The following is a 15699-nucleotide window of genomic DNA, read 5'->3' on the forward strand; positions in this document are numbered from 1 at the left end:
AACAAAAATTTACAATAGATTTACACTTCCTTAATATTTCCCTGTCATAATTCTTAATGAATTGTAGAAAGGGGTGTAATATGAAAAAATTACTAAACTTAGTTAATAAAACAAACGAAATAAAGCTAAAGCTTCATAAAAAAAATCAGAAAAAGCAACAAGTAGAGTATAAACAAACAATTTTTTCTAAAATCTCTCTTCAATCGAGATTAATTATTCTAGTTCTCTTCCTATTATTATCATCCATTAGTGTTGTAGGTTTTACATCATATAGTGAGTCAAAGGATACAACGATGAAAATAATTGAAGAACGACTTTATAGAGAAGTTAATACAACTTCTGAAATTGTTAAAAACTTGGCCTTTGCATATATTGGTGATGAGGAGGAATTTTCAAAAAGAGTGGATGATGTTGTTATACCAGGACAATCCGCTGCATTAATACAAGATGGGTTACCAGCAAAATTCTTCTTAGTGTCAAAAGATGGTGCTGTGCCTATGGATATCAATAAAAAACCAGGAATTACGATTTCTGAAGAGTTAGTAAAAGCTATTTTGGAAAAAGATCATGGTGTGCTACATAAGCAGATAGATGGAATCGATTTTACATTATCTTTTAAGGAAATACAGGAATTAAAAGGGTATTATGTAATTCTTGTTCCGACAAATAACTATATGGAGCCAGTAAATCACCTTGCTAATTTTATTGGTATTGTTGTTATAATAAGTGTTGTCATTACAACAGTCGTTTTGTTTATACTTGTAAGAAGTTTAACAAAGCCTTTATCCACGCTACAGAATGCAATGAGAGAAATTAGAAATGGAGATTTATCAAACGACATAAAATTATCGACTAATATTCCTGAAATATACTCCTTACATAAAAGCTTTAATCAAATGATGAAACAAATGCGTGAAATGATTACTCATATAAATGGAACAACGACAGAGCTTTTTACAACAGGTAAGCATTTGAGGGAGGCATCAGATGATGTAATGCTCCAAAACAGTCAACTTGTTGAAGCGATCAAGGTCGTAAAAACAGGAGCTGAACAAACAGCTACCAGCTCAGATGAAAATGTTGTGACATTCCAAAAAATGAAAAGTGATATAACGCTTATTCTTCAAAACATGGAATATGTATTTAATAGTGCATCAGACATGGATCATTCTGCTGTAAAGGGAGAAAGTAGGATTTCTCAAATGATTCATTCAATGAATGAATTTGATCAAGAATTTACAAAAATGACGACCACGATTAAAGGAGTTAGAGACAACTCGATCGTTATTACTAAGGTTGTTAGTATTATTCAATCAATCGCAGAACAGACAAAGCTTCTTGCTTTAAATGCTACAATAGAAGCTGCACGTGCAGGTGAAGCGGGTAAAGGCTTTGCAGTAGTTGCAAATGAAGTTCGTAAACTTGCTGATCAATCATCCAAAGCAACTGAGGAAATTACTCAATCAATTCAAATGATGGAAAAGATTTCAGATCAAGCTAACAATGAATTTGAATCGATGTTAGGTAATATCCAGTCACACCTTGTTGTTGCAGAAGAGTCGAAGGAAGCTTTTGATCTGTTAATGACAGAAATATCGAAGGTGAATGGGAAGCTGTCTGGTATGAAGGATTACCTGCAGGAACTAAACAGATCACTTCCAAGAATGGAACAATCTTCAGAAAATTTTGTTTCGATTTCACAGGAAACTTTAGCTAGTGCCGAGCAAATGCTTGCATCATCAGAAGGACAGATTACTCAAATCAATCGCACACATGAAATGGGTTTAATTCTTACAGATTTATCAAAAACATTAACAGAAAGTACAAAGCAATTTAAAGTAGTGTAATTTGACTCCTTGCTAGAATTTAGTATAACAACGATAAGAGCTCGGCAGACAGGCTAAATACGATACGACACTTAGTGCCTTGTACAAAAAACAACAAGCATTGTGAAAATAACCAATAATAAAAACGCAGGAATAATGAACTGCACCTCCAATTGTTAGATTGTGTCCAACAATTGGGGTGCAGTTCAATAACCCCGCGTTTTTATTTGTAAGAACTTAAAATGCCAGTTTTTATGCTGTTTTTAAAGGCTTCTTTGAAGGTGGGACTTCTTTTATTACTAGATAAAGAACAATTAGATGAACAAACCAATTTAATAAGAATCCATTAGGTACGGTTACTTGTAAACTATCCATTATGATGAAAAAAATAGTTGCTAATGTTGTCGAATAGGCTGAAATCACCCAAATTTGTTTGAAATTTAATCTTCTTTGAAGACTATTTTTAAAAGCTAACCCAAATACAGCTAAAACTGTTACTTCAATAAATTTAACAAAGGAACTGAATAAATATACTATTACAACTAAAATCGAGATAAAGATAGGTAGGAGTTGATTAAATTGTTTTGAAATATCAATTAGGTCTTGTTTAGAAATAGTCATATTTAAAAGATTATATTCATACGATTGCGCTTGACCATTTGCAGCAAAAACAAACCGATCCTGTAAAATGCCAATCGCATTTTGTTTATTTTCAATTTCATCAACACCGAATGCACCAGTATCATCTAATATTATAATAAAATTATCTTTCCTAATTTCTATTGCTTTATCAGTATCTGCTGAAAGCTGTCCGTCTTCAATGGTAAAGGAAGGTAAATCATCACGGAGAGTTTGATCAAATCCTTTTAAACCTTCTGTTAAACCACTAGTAAAATGAAATGCAGTGGGTATAGTACTAATCAAAGACAAAATAAACACAAATAATATTGTTTTCCCTATCCCTTGAAATCGAAATGTGGAGATGATTTTAGGGGAGTATATACTAGTGTAAAGTTGTTTAAAAACATTCATGAGCAAACGACACACCCTTCTTATTTATACGACTTATATTTTATATCTCTCTATTGGATAATACAAGAAAAGAACAATTATATTGAAGGATTATGTATGTGAAAACGCTATCTTTCACTATCTTTTATTTTTTTGTAAAGAATTTATTAAAACACCTTTACAATAAAACAATAAATCGTTAATAATTGTAATGGTTGTAGATTTTTGTCGACTTAAGACGAACATGAATGAGGGGTTGAAAATTTTGGAAATTGATATCCAGAAGATGATATTTGAATTTATCGGCGGTCTTGGGATATTTTTATTTGGTATTAAATACATGGGCGATGGCCTTCAAAGGTCAGCCGGTGATAAGCTAAGAGACATTTTGGATAAGTTTACAACGAATCCATTTATGGGTGTTTTAGCTGGTATCATTGTAACAGTTTTAATTCAATCAAGTAGTGGAACTACCGTAATTACGGTTGGATTGGTCAGTGCAGGATTTATGACACTTAGACAGGCAATCGGTGTCATTATGGGTGCAAATATTGGTACAACAGTTACTGCGTTTATAATTGGTATCGATGTAGCAGAATATGCCCTCCCTATTATATTTGTCGGTGCAATCATGCTCTTTTTCTTTAAAAATAAGCAAATACATAGTTTGGGACAAATTGTCTTTGGATTTGGTACTTTGTTCTTTGGCTTAGAGTTAATGGGATCTGGTATGAAGCCTTTAAGATCATTGCAAGCATTTCATGATTTAACAGTAAGTATGAGTGATAACCCATTATTAGGTGTTTTAGTTGGAACAATTTTTACTGTTGTTGTACAAAGTTCAAGTGCTACAATTGGAATTTTGCAAGAGTTATTTGGGCAGGGTCTAATTGACATTAAAGCTGCACTACCAGTTCTTTTTGGAGATAATATTGGGACAACCATTACTGCTGTATTAGCTTCAATTGGGGCGTCAATTGCAGCAAGACGTGCAGCATTAACACATGTTATTTTTAATTTAATCGGAACAGCTATTTTCATGATTTTTCTACCGCTATTCACTAATTTTATTCAATTCCTACAATCGACTTTTGGATTAAATCCAGAAATGACAATAGCATTTGCTCATGGGTCGTTTAATATTACAAATACAATTATTCAATTTCCTTTTATTGCAGTCCTAGCGTGGATTGTGACAAAGCTTATTCCTGGTGAAGATTCAATGATTGAATATAAAGCGAAACACTTGGATCCAATTTTTATCGAACAATCTTCTTCCATTGCTTTAGGACAAGCAAAAGAAGAAGTGCTGCGCATGGGTAAGTTTGCGACTCTTGGTTTAGAAGAAGCAAACTTATATCAAAGAACATACTCGCAAAAGCATGCAGATACATCTATGCAATTAGAAGATGCAATTAATAATCTAGATCGTAAAATTACAGATTATTTAATCTTAATTTCAAGAAGCGAAATGTCTACTGCTGAATCGGAAGAGCATAGTATGTTATTGGATACAGTACGAGATATTGAACGAATTGGTGATCATTTTGAAAATGTGGTTGAATTGGTAGGATTCCAACTCACAAATAAAGTGAAATTAACAGATTCAGCAAAACAAGATCTGGAAGACATGTTTAATCTTACAATCCAAACATTAAAGGATGCAATTACATCATTAGACGATAAAGACACAGCTTTAGCTACAACGGTATTAAAATCTGAAGAACAAATTGATAAAATGGAGCGCACATTACGTAAAAAACACATATTAAGGATTAATGAAGGTCAGTGCTCAGGTTCTGCAGGTATCGTATTTGTAGATATTATTAGCAATTTAGAACGTATCGGAGATCATTGTGTAAATATCGCAGAGGCTGTATTAGGTTACAGAAACTAATATTTTAGTAAAATGATCATTATTAGTTATATTGGATGAAAGCAAGGGATTCCCTTGCTTTTTTTATTCACTGATTTCTGTAATACCCAAATATATAACAAAAAAGATCCTTTGTTACATAATTATTTAAAAAAAGTATAAAATGAAAGATGACTTTGCATGCTTTTCAATTGAAAGAACCGGACAATTTTGGTAACCTTAGGTTGGAAAGCTAATCCAAAGCTTTTAGTTTGTACATATTAAGGGAGGAAATTAAAAAATGGCATATGAATTACCGCAATTACCTTATGCATACGATGCACTAGAACCACATATTGACAAAGAAACGATGAATATTCATCACACAAAACACCACAACACTTACATTACAAATGTAAATGCAGCATTAGAAGGTCATGCTGATCTGGCTGGCAAAAGTGTTGAAGAATTAGTATCTAATATTGATGCAGTTCCTGAAGCTATTCGTACAGCAGTTCGCAACAACGGTGGTGGACATGCTAACCATAGTCTTTTCTGGACAATCCTTTCTCCAAATGGTGGCGGTGAGCCAACTGGTGAATTAGGTGAAGCGATCAACGCTAAATTTGGTAGCTATGAAAACTTAAAAGAAGAGTTTGCAAAAGCTGCAACAACTCGTTTTGGCTCTGGATGGGCTTGGTTAGTAGTGAACAATGGTGAATTAGAAGTAACTAGCACACCAAACCAAGATTCTCCATTAATGGAAGGTAAAACTCCAATTCTTGGATTAGATGTATGGGAGCATGCATACTACTTAAATTATCAAAATCGTCGTCCAGATTACATTGCATCATTCTGGAATGTAGTAAACTGGGATGAAGTAACACAACGTTTTAACTCTGCGAAATAATAGTACGATTGAAGAGCTAACTAAGGTTGGCTCTTCTTTTTATGTACGGGTCTTAACAGATACTCTTTTAGCATTAACCCCATTTATCTCAAGTAAAACCTCAAGAAACCCCTTAAAAGTGGAATCTTTGCTTATTTATTTACCTCCACCTTTTAATTACATCAAATGCAATAAAAATACATATCTCCACTTTGATAAGACAGACTATGTAATAGAAGTTGAAGGGGAGTCATTTTTATGTCAAAACTGCAAAAAATTATTGGAGATGTACATGTTAGTAAGGATTTAATTTTATTGTTAGTGATTGGTGGATTGTACTCGCTGAGTATTTCTTTATCTAATACGTTTGTTAACGTTTATTTATGGAAGCAATCCGGAGAATTTATTGATTTAGGAATCTACAATTTATCAATTGTAATCATGCAACCAATTACATTTATCTTCGCGGGAAGGCTAGCCAAAAAAATAGACCGCGTAGTTGTATTACGACTTGGAGTCATTTTTTTGGCAATCTTTTTCATGTCGGTATTAATAATTGGAGGATCAGCAGCAAAATTCATTATCCTACTAGGAGGAACTTTAGGGATAGGCTATGGATTTTATTGGTTAGCCTTTAATGTTCTTACTTTTGAAATAACCGAACCTGAGACTAGAGACTTTTTTAATGGTTTTTTAGGGATTATGAATTCAACAGCTGGAATGGTCGGACCAATTATTGCCGGGTTTATTATTTCAAGACTAAAAAATTTTACAGGGTATACCACGATATTTTCAATATCCCTATTATTATTTTCTGGTGCAGTGGTACTAAGCTTTTTTTTAAAAAGAAGACCTGCAGAAGGAGATTATTTATTTAAACGAATATTCAATGAAAGAAAAAGAGATCGAAATTGGAAAATGATTACGAGCGCTCATTTCTTTCAAGGACTTCGAGAAGGAACCTTCGCATTTGTTATTGGTGTTTTCGTATTTATTGCGACTGGAAGCGAATTAGCATTAGGGAAGTTTGGGCTTGTAAACTCTAGCGCAGCATTCATTGCTTATTTTTTAGCAACAAGGATCATAAAAAAAACCAAAAGGAAAATGTTCATTTTAATGGGAGGTATCTTTCTATATTTATCGATCTTTGTTATCCTTTTTGATTTATCGTATCAAAGGTTACTTATATATGCTGTACTAATTGCTTTCGGTTATCCGATGCTCTTTGTACCATATGCATCAATTACCTATGATGTAATCGGAAGGGCTTGGAATATAACCAAGGCAAGAATCGAATACATTGTAGTGAAGGAAATTTTTCTGAATTCGGGTCGTATTGTCTCTATTCTAGGTTTCATCGTTGCCGTAACTTTATTTAATGAAAAACAAAGTATTCCAATCTTACTAGCAATTGTTGGTGCAGGACATTTAATTATTTACTTCTTTGTAAGAAATGTACAGCTTGAAGAAAGTAACATACCAATAGAAAAAACTGGTCAGAAACCTGTCCGTAAAACTAATCTTGTTGATGGTGATAGTGGCGGATAATTTGAATTGTATAAAAATTGGATAATAAGTGAAAAAGAATAGGGTTTCAATAAAGAATTCCTATTCTTTTTTATTTCTTTTGAATAAGGGGGGAGCAGAAGTAAAACAATAAATAAAAGATAATTAATTTGAGATTTGAGAATGATCTATCATTTAAAAAATAACAAATTATGACAAACTCCATCACGAATTTACAAAACCTTTACATTCAGTTAAAACTTGATTAATACTCAAGCGTTATTCTAATACACGTAGGACAAAACAACCAATATACTAGGGGGAATTAAAGAATGAAAAGCTTTAAATTTCTAGCAATGTCAATCATGCTTTCTTCATTACTTGCTTTCGCAGCAGCTTGTGGAAATGGAGAAGATGCAGCAACTGGAGAAAATGGTACTGAAGATACAGAACAAACTAAAGAATCTGGCGAAGAGTCAGCTGAATTAGAAGGAGAAATCGGAATTGATGGTTCTTCTACTGTAGCTCCAATTGGTGAAGCAGTATCTGAAGAGTTCTCAATGGATCATCCAAAAGTACAAGCTCCAATTGGTATATCTGGTACTGGTGGTGGATTTGAAAAGTTCACAGCAGGTGAAACTGATATTTCCGAAGCTTCTCGTCCAATTAAAGACGAAGAAAAGACAGCAGCAGCTGATAATGGAATTGAGTTCACAGAATTCCAAGTTGCTTATGATGGGCTTTCAGTAGTAGTAAACAAAGAAAATGATTTTATCGATAAATTAACTGTTGAAGACTTAAAGAAGCTTTGGGTTGAAGATGGTTCTGTGAAAAAATGGTCTGATATTAATGCTGATTGGCCAGAAGAAGAAGTTAAATTCTTTTCACCTGGAGCAGATTCTGGTACTTATGACTACTTCAATGAAGTTATCTTAGAAGATGCTGCAATTGTGAAATCTGCAACATTATCTGAAGATGACAACACTTTAGTTAAAGGTGTTACTGGAGATACAAATGCTATTGGTTACTTTGGATATGCTTACTACCTAGAAAATAAAGATAATTTAAAAGTTGTACCTATTGTAAACGAAGCTGGGGAAGCAATTGAACCTACAAATGAAACTGTTGAATCTGGTGAATACAACCCACTTTCACGTCCATTATATATCTATGTAAACAACGCTTCTATTAAAGATAAAGAACATGTTGCTGAATATGTAAAATTCTACCTTGAGAATGCTGGTGCTCTAGCTGAAGAAGTTGGTTATGTATCTCTTCCAGAAGAGGAATATACAACTCAACTTGAAACTCTTGAGGGTTTAAAATAATTCATTAGTTGAGTGGATGAGAAGCATCTCGATATATGCTTCTCATCTTTCTTCCTATGTTTTGGAAAGGGGTTTTTCAAAATGGCTTTAACAAACAAACAAAATGTAAGTGTTAGAGACTTAATAAAAGAGAAAAAGTCTAAAAATAGCACTAATCAAATAGTAGAAAAAATGGTTCCTGGAGTATTATTTGTATTAGCACTAATATCTATTTTGACAACTGTAGGTATAGTATTAACATTAATCTTTGAAACAGTAACTTTCTTTAGTAGAGTCTCAATTGTAGAATTCTTGACAGAAAAGGAATGGTATCCATTCTTTGAAGAAAGTGCTACTTACGGAATTGGTGCATTGGTATCTGGTACGTTATTAATTACAGTTATTGCAATTATCGTAGCAGTTCCAATTGGATTAGCGGCAGCTATTTTCTTGAGTGAATATGCATCAGATCGTACAAGAAGAATTATTAAACCGATATTAGAGGTATTAGCTGGTATTCCAACAATTGTTTATGGTTTCTTTGCATTAACATTCGTTACACCTCTTTTGCAAAAAGTTGTCCCTGACTTGGCGCTTTTTAATGCACTTAGTCCTGGAATTGTAGTTGGAATCATGATTATCCCAATGATTGCTTCACTTTCTGAAGATGCAATGAGCTCTGTCCCAAATTCAATGAGAGAGGGAGCATTAGCATTAGGATCTACAAGATTTGAAGTAACAATGAAGGTAATTGTTCCTGCTGCAATGTCAGGTATTGTTGCATCATTCGTATTAGGTATTTCTCGTGCTATTGGTGAAACTATGATTGTTTCATTGGCTGGGGGAGCAACTCCTAAGCTAACATTTGACCCAACTGAATCGATCCAAACGATGACAGCATATATTGTTCAGGTTAGTGGAGGAGATGCAGGATATGGAACAACTGTTTATTACAGTATTTATGCAGTTGGTATGACATTGTTCTTGTTTACCCTTATTCTGAATCTTTTAGCACAATATATTTCTCGACGCTTTAGGGAGGAATACTAATATGAAAATGATTGATCAAGAAGTTGTTACAAAAAAAATGGGTGGACGATTAGCATTAAATCAAACATTTAAATGGATTTTTATGGCTGCTACCTTTTTGGCATTAGTTGTTTTGGCTATTCTTTTATATCGGATATTCACTCAAGGATCTAGTTATTTTTCACTTGAATTTTTCCAAAACTATGCTTCTAGAAGACCAGAGCGATCTGGTATTAAAGCTGCTATAGTAGGCTCACTATGGGTAATGGGAGTGACTATTCCAACAGCACTGATTTTAGCTGTCGGAACGGCAATTTATTTAGAAGAATATGCGAAGAAAAGTAAAATTAACACCTTTATTCAAACAAATATTTCAAACCTTGCTGGTGTACCTTCTATTGTTTTTGGACTTTTAGGTTTAACTGTATTTGTTCGTTTTTTCGATCTAGGTCGAAGTATTTTAGCTGGTGGATTTACGATGGCTCTTCTCGTACTACCAGTTATTGTTGTAGCGTCACAAGAAGCAATTCGCTCCGTTCCGAAGGATCTACGAGAAGCATCATACGGTATGGGAGCTACTAAATGGCAAACGATTTTAAGAGTCGTTTTACCTGCAGCAATTCCTGGAATTGTAACGGGAAGTATATTAGCCTTTTCACGTGCAATTGGAGAAACAGCTCCTTTACTAGTGGTCGGTGCATTTGCTTTCGTTAATTACTTACCAGAAGACGTTTTGAGTACATTTACTGTTATGCCAATTCAAATCTACAACTGGGCAGCAAGACCACAGCCAGAGTTTCAACAGGTCGCAGCTGCAGGCATCATCGTGTTATTTATTTTCTTAATAGTGATGAACTCAATTGCTGTGTTAATCCGTAATAAATTCCAGAAACGTTATTAATAAGTTTTAATTGGAGGGGTTTTCGTATGGAAAGTGTAAAAATTAAAAGAGAAAATACACAAAATAATGAAGTTAATATAAATAAGAACGTAGTATATAAAACAGATAATTTGAATCTTTGGTATGGTAAGGACCAAGCTTTAAAAAATATTGACCTTGATATTTATGAAAATGATGTAACAGCAATTATCGGACCTTCTGGATGTGGTAAATCGACGTATATCAAAACGCTTAATCGCATGGTGGAATTAATTCCTATAGTTCGCACATCGGGGCAAATTCTATATCGTGGGAAAAATATTTTTGATAAATCTTATGGTGTAGAAGAGCTTAGAACACAGGTAGGGATGGTGTTTCAAAAACCAAATCCATTCCCAAAATCTATCTATGAAAACATCGCATATGGTCCGAAAATTCACGGTATTAAAGATAAGAAGATTATCGATGAAGTTGTTGAGAAGAGTTTACGTGGTGCAGCTATTTGGGATGAAGTAAAAGATCGTTTAAAGGAAAATGCATACGGTCTATCTGGTGGTCAGCAGCAACGTTTATGTATTGCCCGTTGTCTTGCAATTGAGCCAGATGTTATTTTAATGGATGAACCTACATCAGCACTCGACCCGATCTCGACACTTAAAATTGAAGAATTAATTCAAGAATTAAAACAGAACTATAGTATTATTATCGTAACTCATAACATGCAACAAGCTGCTCGTATTTCAGATCGTACTGCTTTCTTCTTAAATGGAGAGGTTGTAGAATTTACTGATACTGATAGATTATTTTCTAACCCTTCTGATAAACGAACAGAAGATTACATTACTGGTCGATTTGGTTAATCAATTAAAAATAGAAAAGTCGTGCTTATAATAATCTAGCACGACTTTTTTATTTTTAAGCACTGTTAAAGCTCACATTTGATTAGGATACATTTTTTAGACCGAAATGGATATGTTAGACTCCTGCGGGAGTGCGAGTCTGAGGGAGACCACACAGTTACTTAGCACCGAGGAGGCCCCGGACAGCCAGTGGAAAGCGAATGCCTGAAGTGGAAATTGAAAACTAAGTTTAACAGAGCCTATTATTAATTGAAAACTATATGTTAGAAATTACTTTTTTAGGGAATAAGAAGGATAAGGAGGTATGAAGCATGAGTGTTAGAGAAAGATTTGATTTTGACTTAAAAAACTTAAGAGATAAACTAATCGAAATTGGAAGCCTTACAGAAGTTGCACTTAGTAAAGCTATACATGCATTAGAAAACCAAAATATTGAAGAGGCTTTGGAAATAATCGAGGACGACAATAGAGTAGATGATCTTGATGAAGAGATAAATGATTTAGCGATCATTTTAATTGCAAAGCAACAACCTGTTGCCGTTGACCTTAGAAGAATTATTGTCGCAATCAAAATTTCCAGTGACATCGAAAGGATGGCTGATTTTGCTGTTAATATCGCAAAATCAACTGTTAGAATTGGTGATGAACCTCTAGTTAAGCCGATCAATAGTATTAAAAAAATGCATAATATTGCATTAGAAATGCTATCTCTCTCAATAAAAGCTTTTAATGAAGAGGATATCGTTTTAGCAAAAAAAGTCGCTGATATGGATGATCAAGTAGACGAGTTATATGGTGAAACAATCCGTGATATTCTAGAGCTTATGGAATCCAAAAAGGAAAACTCTCAGCAACTTACCCAGCTATTGTTTATATGCCGATATATTGAAAGAACGGCAGACCATACAACAAATATATCTGAAAGCATCATGTACCTTGTCAAAGGCCAACGATATGATTTGAATAGCTAAAAGTGTTTAGTACATATAGGTTTCAAATTTAATAAATATCTCTGTTAAATCTTATTGCTTTTTTTATCTTAGATTAGGGAAATCTTGTTCCCTTTCCGCTGACTGGCTGCCAAGCCTCCTCGTCCGTTTTCACTGTGGTGTATTGGCAGCCAGTTCTCCCGCAGGAGTGTCGTAGATTTCCCTTATTTACAACAAGTGTTGTTCAAATAGCCAATAACATAGAAAAAACAGCCATTGAGATCAGTCTCTATAGCTGTTTTTCTATGTTTATTTTGTTAATACTTCTGCAAGCTGGTTATATGTCATTCCTTTTTGAACAGTGAATGTACCAAGCTGTACCTTTTGATGATAGTTACCCTTGATTAAAAATTGATCAAAATCAAAGGAATCTTCAATAATTCCATTTTGCTCTAGTAAATCAGAAATCTCACTAGTTGTCATACCTGATTTAATTGTAACACTATATTTAACTACTTCTTCTTTCTTTTCTTCAGCTGTACTTTCTTCTTGTTGAGGTGTTTCCTCTGCTGTTTTTGTATCCTGTTGCTGAACAGCTTTATCCTTTGCTGCTAATAATTCTTCATATTCGTCAGTTGTTATCGAAACTTTTCCGTTACTTGTTAAATATGATTCAACATCGCTTTTAGTAACTTCTTTCTTTTCTGCATTAGCTTCTGCTGATTTGTTATCAGATAAAAGATATGTTCCGCCAAGTAATGATGTAGCCACAATCATGCCTGCTGCAAATGTTTGAAATCCGGTTTTACTCATGTTAAAACCCTCTCATTCTGTTCAACAATTGCTCGGATCTCTTCAACAGATGTACCTTCTGATAATGCGATAGCTTCAATGGACATTCCTTGACGATACTTTGCTAAAATGCGTGAAGTATTAGGATTAGATTGGCTATCATCACTATTCGTTTTAGTTTGTTCCTTTAGAGGAGTATCGTTTTGTAAGAGCTCTTCTTCGACGACTCTCATTTTCTTCTTTAGTTTGTATATCTCTTGCATCGCTGACAATTGTAAATGATCTAGCTCCTGTTCTAGTTCTTTTACATTGTCACGTTGTAGAAAAGATATGCCGATAAGCACAATGCTTATAATAAACAAAATAATAATCATGATTGTCATTTTTTTCACCTTCTATTGATTATTTCCCTCTACCTTTATATCATAAATTGTCTTTGTAAAGAAGTGGTTTTTTTCATAAAGTGTAGTTTTTTGACGAATTTTCTCTAGAATGTAAACAAGTATTCACAGTCTATGCATGTTAAGATAATCATAAGTATGTAATGAGAAAGAAGAGGACAGCTATGAAACCAATTGACAATAGTAAGTCTACTAATATCATTCGAGCACAATCGACATTTTATGAGGATTCTCTAAAAATAATTGCCTATCCAACATGTCTTCTTATTACCTGGAATATTTTATCAACCACCAAAATTCTACTAGAGAATATACTTGGTGAACAGTTTAATGATTTACATATGCGAGTTATTCTTTCTAAAAAAAGTAAACAGGAACAAATGACTGATTTTTTTATTAGTGATCCAAGTGGTGTTTTGCATTTAGCGACAATCCCCACAGGAATATATAATTGTGAACTAGTTGTAAGCAACTCTCATAATGAAACGATCACTGTGAAACGATCAAATACCATACATTTTCTCCAAAGTAAAAATCATAGATGCAAGGAAATACAATGGGAGCAACTTATTGATGATCCTCAAATGTGGCTACAGGCATACTCAGGATATACAGTTTATGAATGAGAAGAAGGTGCTGTATTTGGATAATGAAGCAAATTTAACTATTTTACTCTTAACAACTGAATATCGAGATCATATCATTGGAGGACTCGGCAGGCATGTTACTGATTTAACTTCAGAAGGGATAAAGCGGGGGATTACGTATATCGTTGTTACAATTTCTAAAACAGATAAAGAATCATATAAAGTTGAAGATGGTGTTCACGTTTTTCGCTTACTCCCCTGGAAGAGAAAGCCCTCAGAATTCTTGGATTACATTAGAAATATAAATTTTCGTTTTTCACAGTTTGTTTTACAGGAATTACAACTATCCTTTGATTTAATACATGTTCATGATTGGCTAACAGGTATTGCGGGAAGTCAGTTAAAAGATATTTTGAAGATGCCGCTGCTCACAACCTTTCATGCGACCGAAATCGGAAGAAAGCAAGATCAGGTCACTGCTATAACCAAAAGGATAACAGATTATGAAACAAAGCTCGTACAGGCATCTGATCGTATCATCGTATGTAGTTTATATATGAAGAACGTCTTAATTAATGAGCTTGGCTGTCCCATAGAAAAGCTTGAGGTTATTCCAAATGGAGTCATTCCGAAGAATTATCAAGCGATTATGTTAAATGAAGATGTCCGAAATAGGTTTCCTTTTATAGATTCTCCATTTTTATTTGCAATGGGAAGACTTGTTAAAGAAAAGGGCTTTCAACTATTTATCCATGCATTTTCGGAAATTCATCAAGAGTTCCCAGATTTTATACTTGTAATTGCAGGTAAAGGACCATTTGAATCAGAATTAAAGCAATTAACGAAAAAATTCAATTTAGAGAATAAAGTAATTTTTACAGGCTTTTTACATGATTTAGAACGGAATACCTTATTAAAACATTGTGATATGTTAGTTATACCGAGTTTATACGAGCCGTTTGGCATTATTGCATTAGAGGGTATGGCTGCTGCTAAACCGACTGTTGCCTTCAATATAGGTGGCTTAGGAGAAATCCTTGCAGAAAAGCGCGGAATTTTAATTAATGAAGCAAACAGTAAGAGCCTTGCAGAAATACTTCGTAAATATATATCACAGCCTGATCAGTATCGGGAGATTGCATATAAAGGTTTCCAGTCAGTAAATTCTGAGTATAATTGGTCTTTACTTATTGATGAAACAGCTGATGTTTATAAAAATATGATATAAAAAGGCTCTTTTCTAAGAGAATGTTGCTTTTAGAACGAAAACTATTTAAGGTTGGTTGGAGCGGAAGTGCTAGACTCCTGCGGGAATAGCGGGACAGGTGAGACTCATGCAGGCGTTTACGCCGAGGAGGCTCACCGCCCGCCCCGCGGAAAGCGAGCAACTCTCGCTGTAATCAACCACACCGTATTACTAGGTAAATAGCAACAAAGTTTGCGAAAACAGCCTATAAATAAGAAGTATTTAAGGTCAAAATTAAAATATAATGAAATTCATGTGGTATTTGTCTAATAAAAATGCTATTATATTAAAGTCTGATTTGTTTTATTAGTTTTTTATGTTTGGAGGGAAAGAAACATGCGTGTAAATATTACATTAGCTTGCACTGATTGTGGCGAACGTAACTATATTTCTAAAAAGAATAAACGTAATAACCCAGATCGTCTTGAGCTTAAGAAATATTGTTCAAGAGATAAAAAAATGACTACACACCGCGAAACAAAGTAACAGTAGGGATGTTTATTCCTACTGTTTTTTTTATTTTTAAGGCAATATATAAGATGAAAAAGAATGATTCCAACCTTCTCTTCCAGCTATAATAA

General features: G+C 33.9%; 15 protein-coding genes. 12 read left to right on the forward strand and 3 right to left on the reverse strand.

Going from position 1 to position 15699, the window contains the following annotated elements; all coding sequences use genetic code 11:
• Window positions 1–80: 80 nt before the first annotated feature.
• A complete protein-coding gene (locus WCV66_RS11885) occupies window positions 81–1847 on the forward strand; it encodes a methyl-accepting chemotaxis protein (RefSeq protein WP_338789067.1) in 1767 nt (588 codons plus the stop codon).
• Window positions 1848–2078: 231 nt separating this feature from the next.
• Here the strand turns inward: WCV66_RS11885 and WCV66_RS11890 are convergent, their stop codons facing one another.
• Entirely contained in the window at window positions 2079–2858 is a 780-nt protein-coding gene (locus tag WCV66_RS11890; RefSeq protein ID WP_338789068.1) for a DUF1189 domain-containing protein, read from the reverse strand.
• 223 nt (window positions 2859–3081) lie between these two features.
• Between WCV66_RS11890 and WCV66_RS11895 the strand changes: the two genes are divergently transcribed.
• The 8 genes from WCV66_RS11895 (at window position 3082) to phoU (ending at window position 12134) form a co-directional block, all read left to right on the forward strand.
• Complete coding sequence (locus WCV66_RS11895) at window positions 3082–4734, forward strand: Na/Pi cotransporter family protein (RefSeq protein WP_413789644.1); 1653 nt, start codon at window positions 3082–3084, stop codon at window positions 4732–4734.
• Window positions 4735–4993: 259 nt separating this feature from the next.
• Window positions 4994–5602, forward strand: a complete 609-nt coding sequence (locus tag WCV66_RS11900) for a superoxide dismutase (RefSeq protein WP_066334809.1) — start codon at window positions 4994–4996, stop codon at window positions 5600–5602.
• Window positions 5603–5839: 237 nt separating this feature from the next.
• Window positions 5840–7129, forward strand: a complete 1290-nt coding sequence (locus WCV66_RS11905; RefSeq protein WP_066334811.1) for an MFS transporter — start codon at window positions 5840–5842, stop codon at window positions 7127–7129.
• A 290-nt stretch (window positions 7130–7419) separates the two neighbouring features.
• Window positions 7420–8415, forward strand: a complete 996-nt coding sequence (locus WCV66_RS11910; RefSeq protein WP_338789071.1) for a PstS family phosphate ABC transporter substrate-binding protein — start codon at window positions 7420–7422, stop codon at window positions 8413–8415.
• Between the two features lie 81 nt (window positions 8416–8496).
• Window positions 8497–9444 carry a phosphate ABC transporter permease subunit PstC gene (gene pstC / locus WCV66_RS11915; RefSeq protein ID WP_338789072.1) on the forward strand — a complete coding sequence of 316 codons (948 nt, stop codon included), beginning with the start codon at window positions 8497–8499 and terminating at the stop codon, window positions 9442–9444.
• A 1-nt stretch (window position 9445) separates the two neighbouring features.
• Window positions 9446–10324: a phosphate ABC transporter permease PstA gene (pstA, locus tag WCV66_RS11920; RefSeq protein WP_066334826.1), complete on the forward strand. Its 879-nt coding sequence runs from the start codon at window positions 9446–9448 to the stop codon at window positions 10322–10324.
• 26 nt (window positions 10325–10350) lie between these two features.
• Window positions 10351–11163 (forward strand): phosphate ABC transporter ATP-binding protein PstB, encoded by an 813-nt coding sequence (gene pstB / locus WCV66_RS11925; RefSeq protein WP_338789074.1) that lies wholly within the window; start codon window positions 10351–10353, stop codon window positions 11161–11163.
• Between the two features lie 311 nt (window positions 11164–11474).
• The gene (gene phoU, locus WCV66_RS11930) at window positions 11475–12134 is read left to right on the forward strand and encodes a phosphate signaling complex protein PhoU (protein WP_066334829.1); all 660 of its coding nucleotides are present in this window, start codon (window positions 11475–11477) and stop codon (window positions 12132–12134) included.
• A 267-nt stretch (window positions 12135–12401) separates the two neighbouring features.
• On the opposite strand, the gene WCV66_RS11935 is transcribed toward phoU, so the two are convergent.
• On the reverse strand, window positions 12402–12905 hold the full coding sequence (locus tag WCV66_RS11935; protein WP_066334833.1) for an endolytic transglycosylase MltG: 504 nt from the start codon (window positions 12903–12905) through the stop codon (window positions 12402–12404).
• Window positions 12902–13267 carry a hypothetical protein gene (locus tag WCV66_RS11940; protein WP_338789075.1) on the reverse strand — a complete coding sequence of 122 codons (366 nt, stop codon included), beginning with the start codon at window positions 13265–13267 and terminating at the stop codon, window positions 12902–12904. The genes WCV66_RS11935 and WCV66_RS11940 overlap by 4 nt, the downstream gene beginning before the upstream one ends.
• 182 nt (window positions 13268–13449) lie before the next feature.
• Here WCV66_RS11940 and WCV66_RS11945 point away from each other — a divergent pair, with 182 nt between their 5' ends.
• The 3 genes from WCV66_RS11945 (at window position 13450) to rpmG (ending at window position 15604) form a co-directional block, all read left to right on the forward strand.
• Window positions 13450–13911, forward strand: coding sequence for a hypothetical protein (locus WCV66_RS11945; RefSeq protein WP_338789076.1), 462 nt, complete (start codon window positions 13450–13452; stop codon window positions 13909–13911).
• Window positions 13904–15100: a glycosyltransferase family 4 protein gene (locus tag WCV66_RS11950; protein WP_338789077.1), complete on the forward strand. Its 1197-nt coding sequence runs from the start codon at window positions 13904–13906 to the stop codon at window positions 15098–15100. The genes WCV66_RS11945 and WCV66_RS11950 overlap by 8 nt, the downstream gene beginning before the upstream one ends.
• 354 nt (window positions 15101–15454) lie before the next feature.
• Window positions 15455–15604 carry a 50S ribosomal protein L33 gene (gene rpmG, locus WCV66_RS11955; RefSeq protein ID WP_066334843.1) on the forward strand — a complete coding sequence of 50 codons (150 nt, stop codon included), beginning with the start codon at window positions 15455–15457 and terminating at the stop codon, window positions 15602–15604.
• Window positions 15605–15699: the final 95 nt, after the last annotated feature.

The sequence above is a fragment of the Metabacillus rhizosphaerae genome (assembly GCF_037201795.1).
Classification (GTDB): domain Bacteria; phylum Bacillota; class Bacilli; order Bacillales; family Bacillaceae; genus Metabacillus; species Metabacillus rhizosphaerae.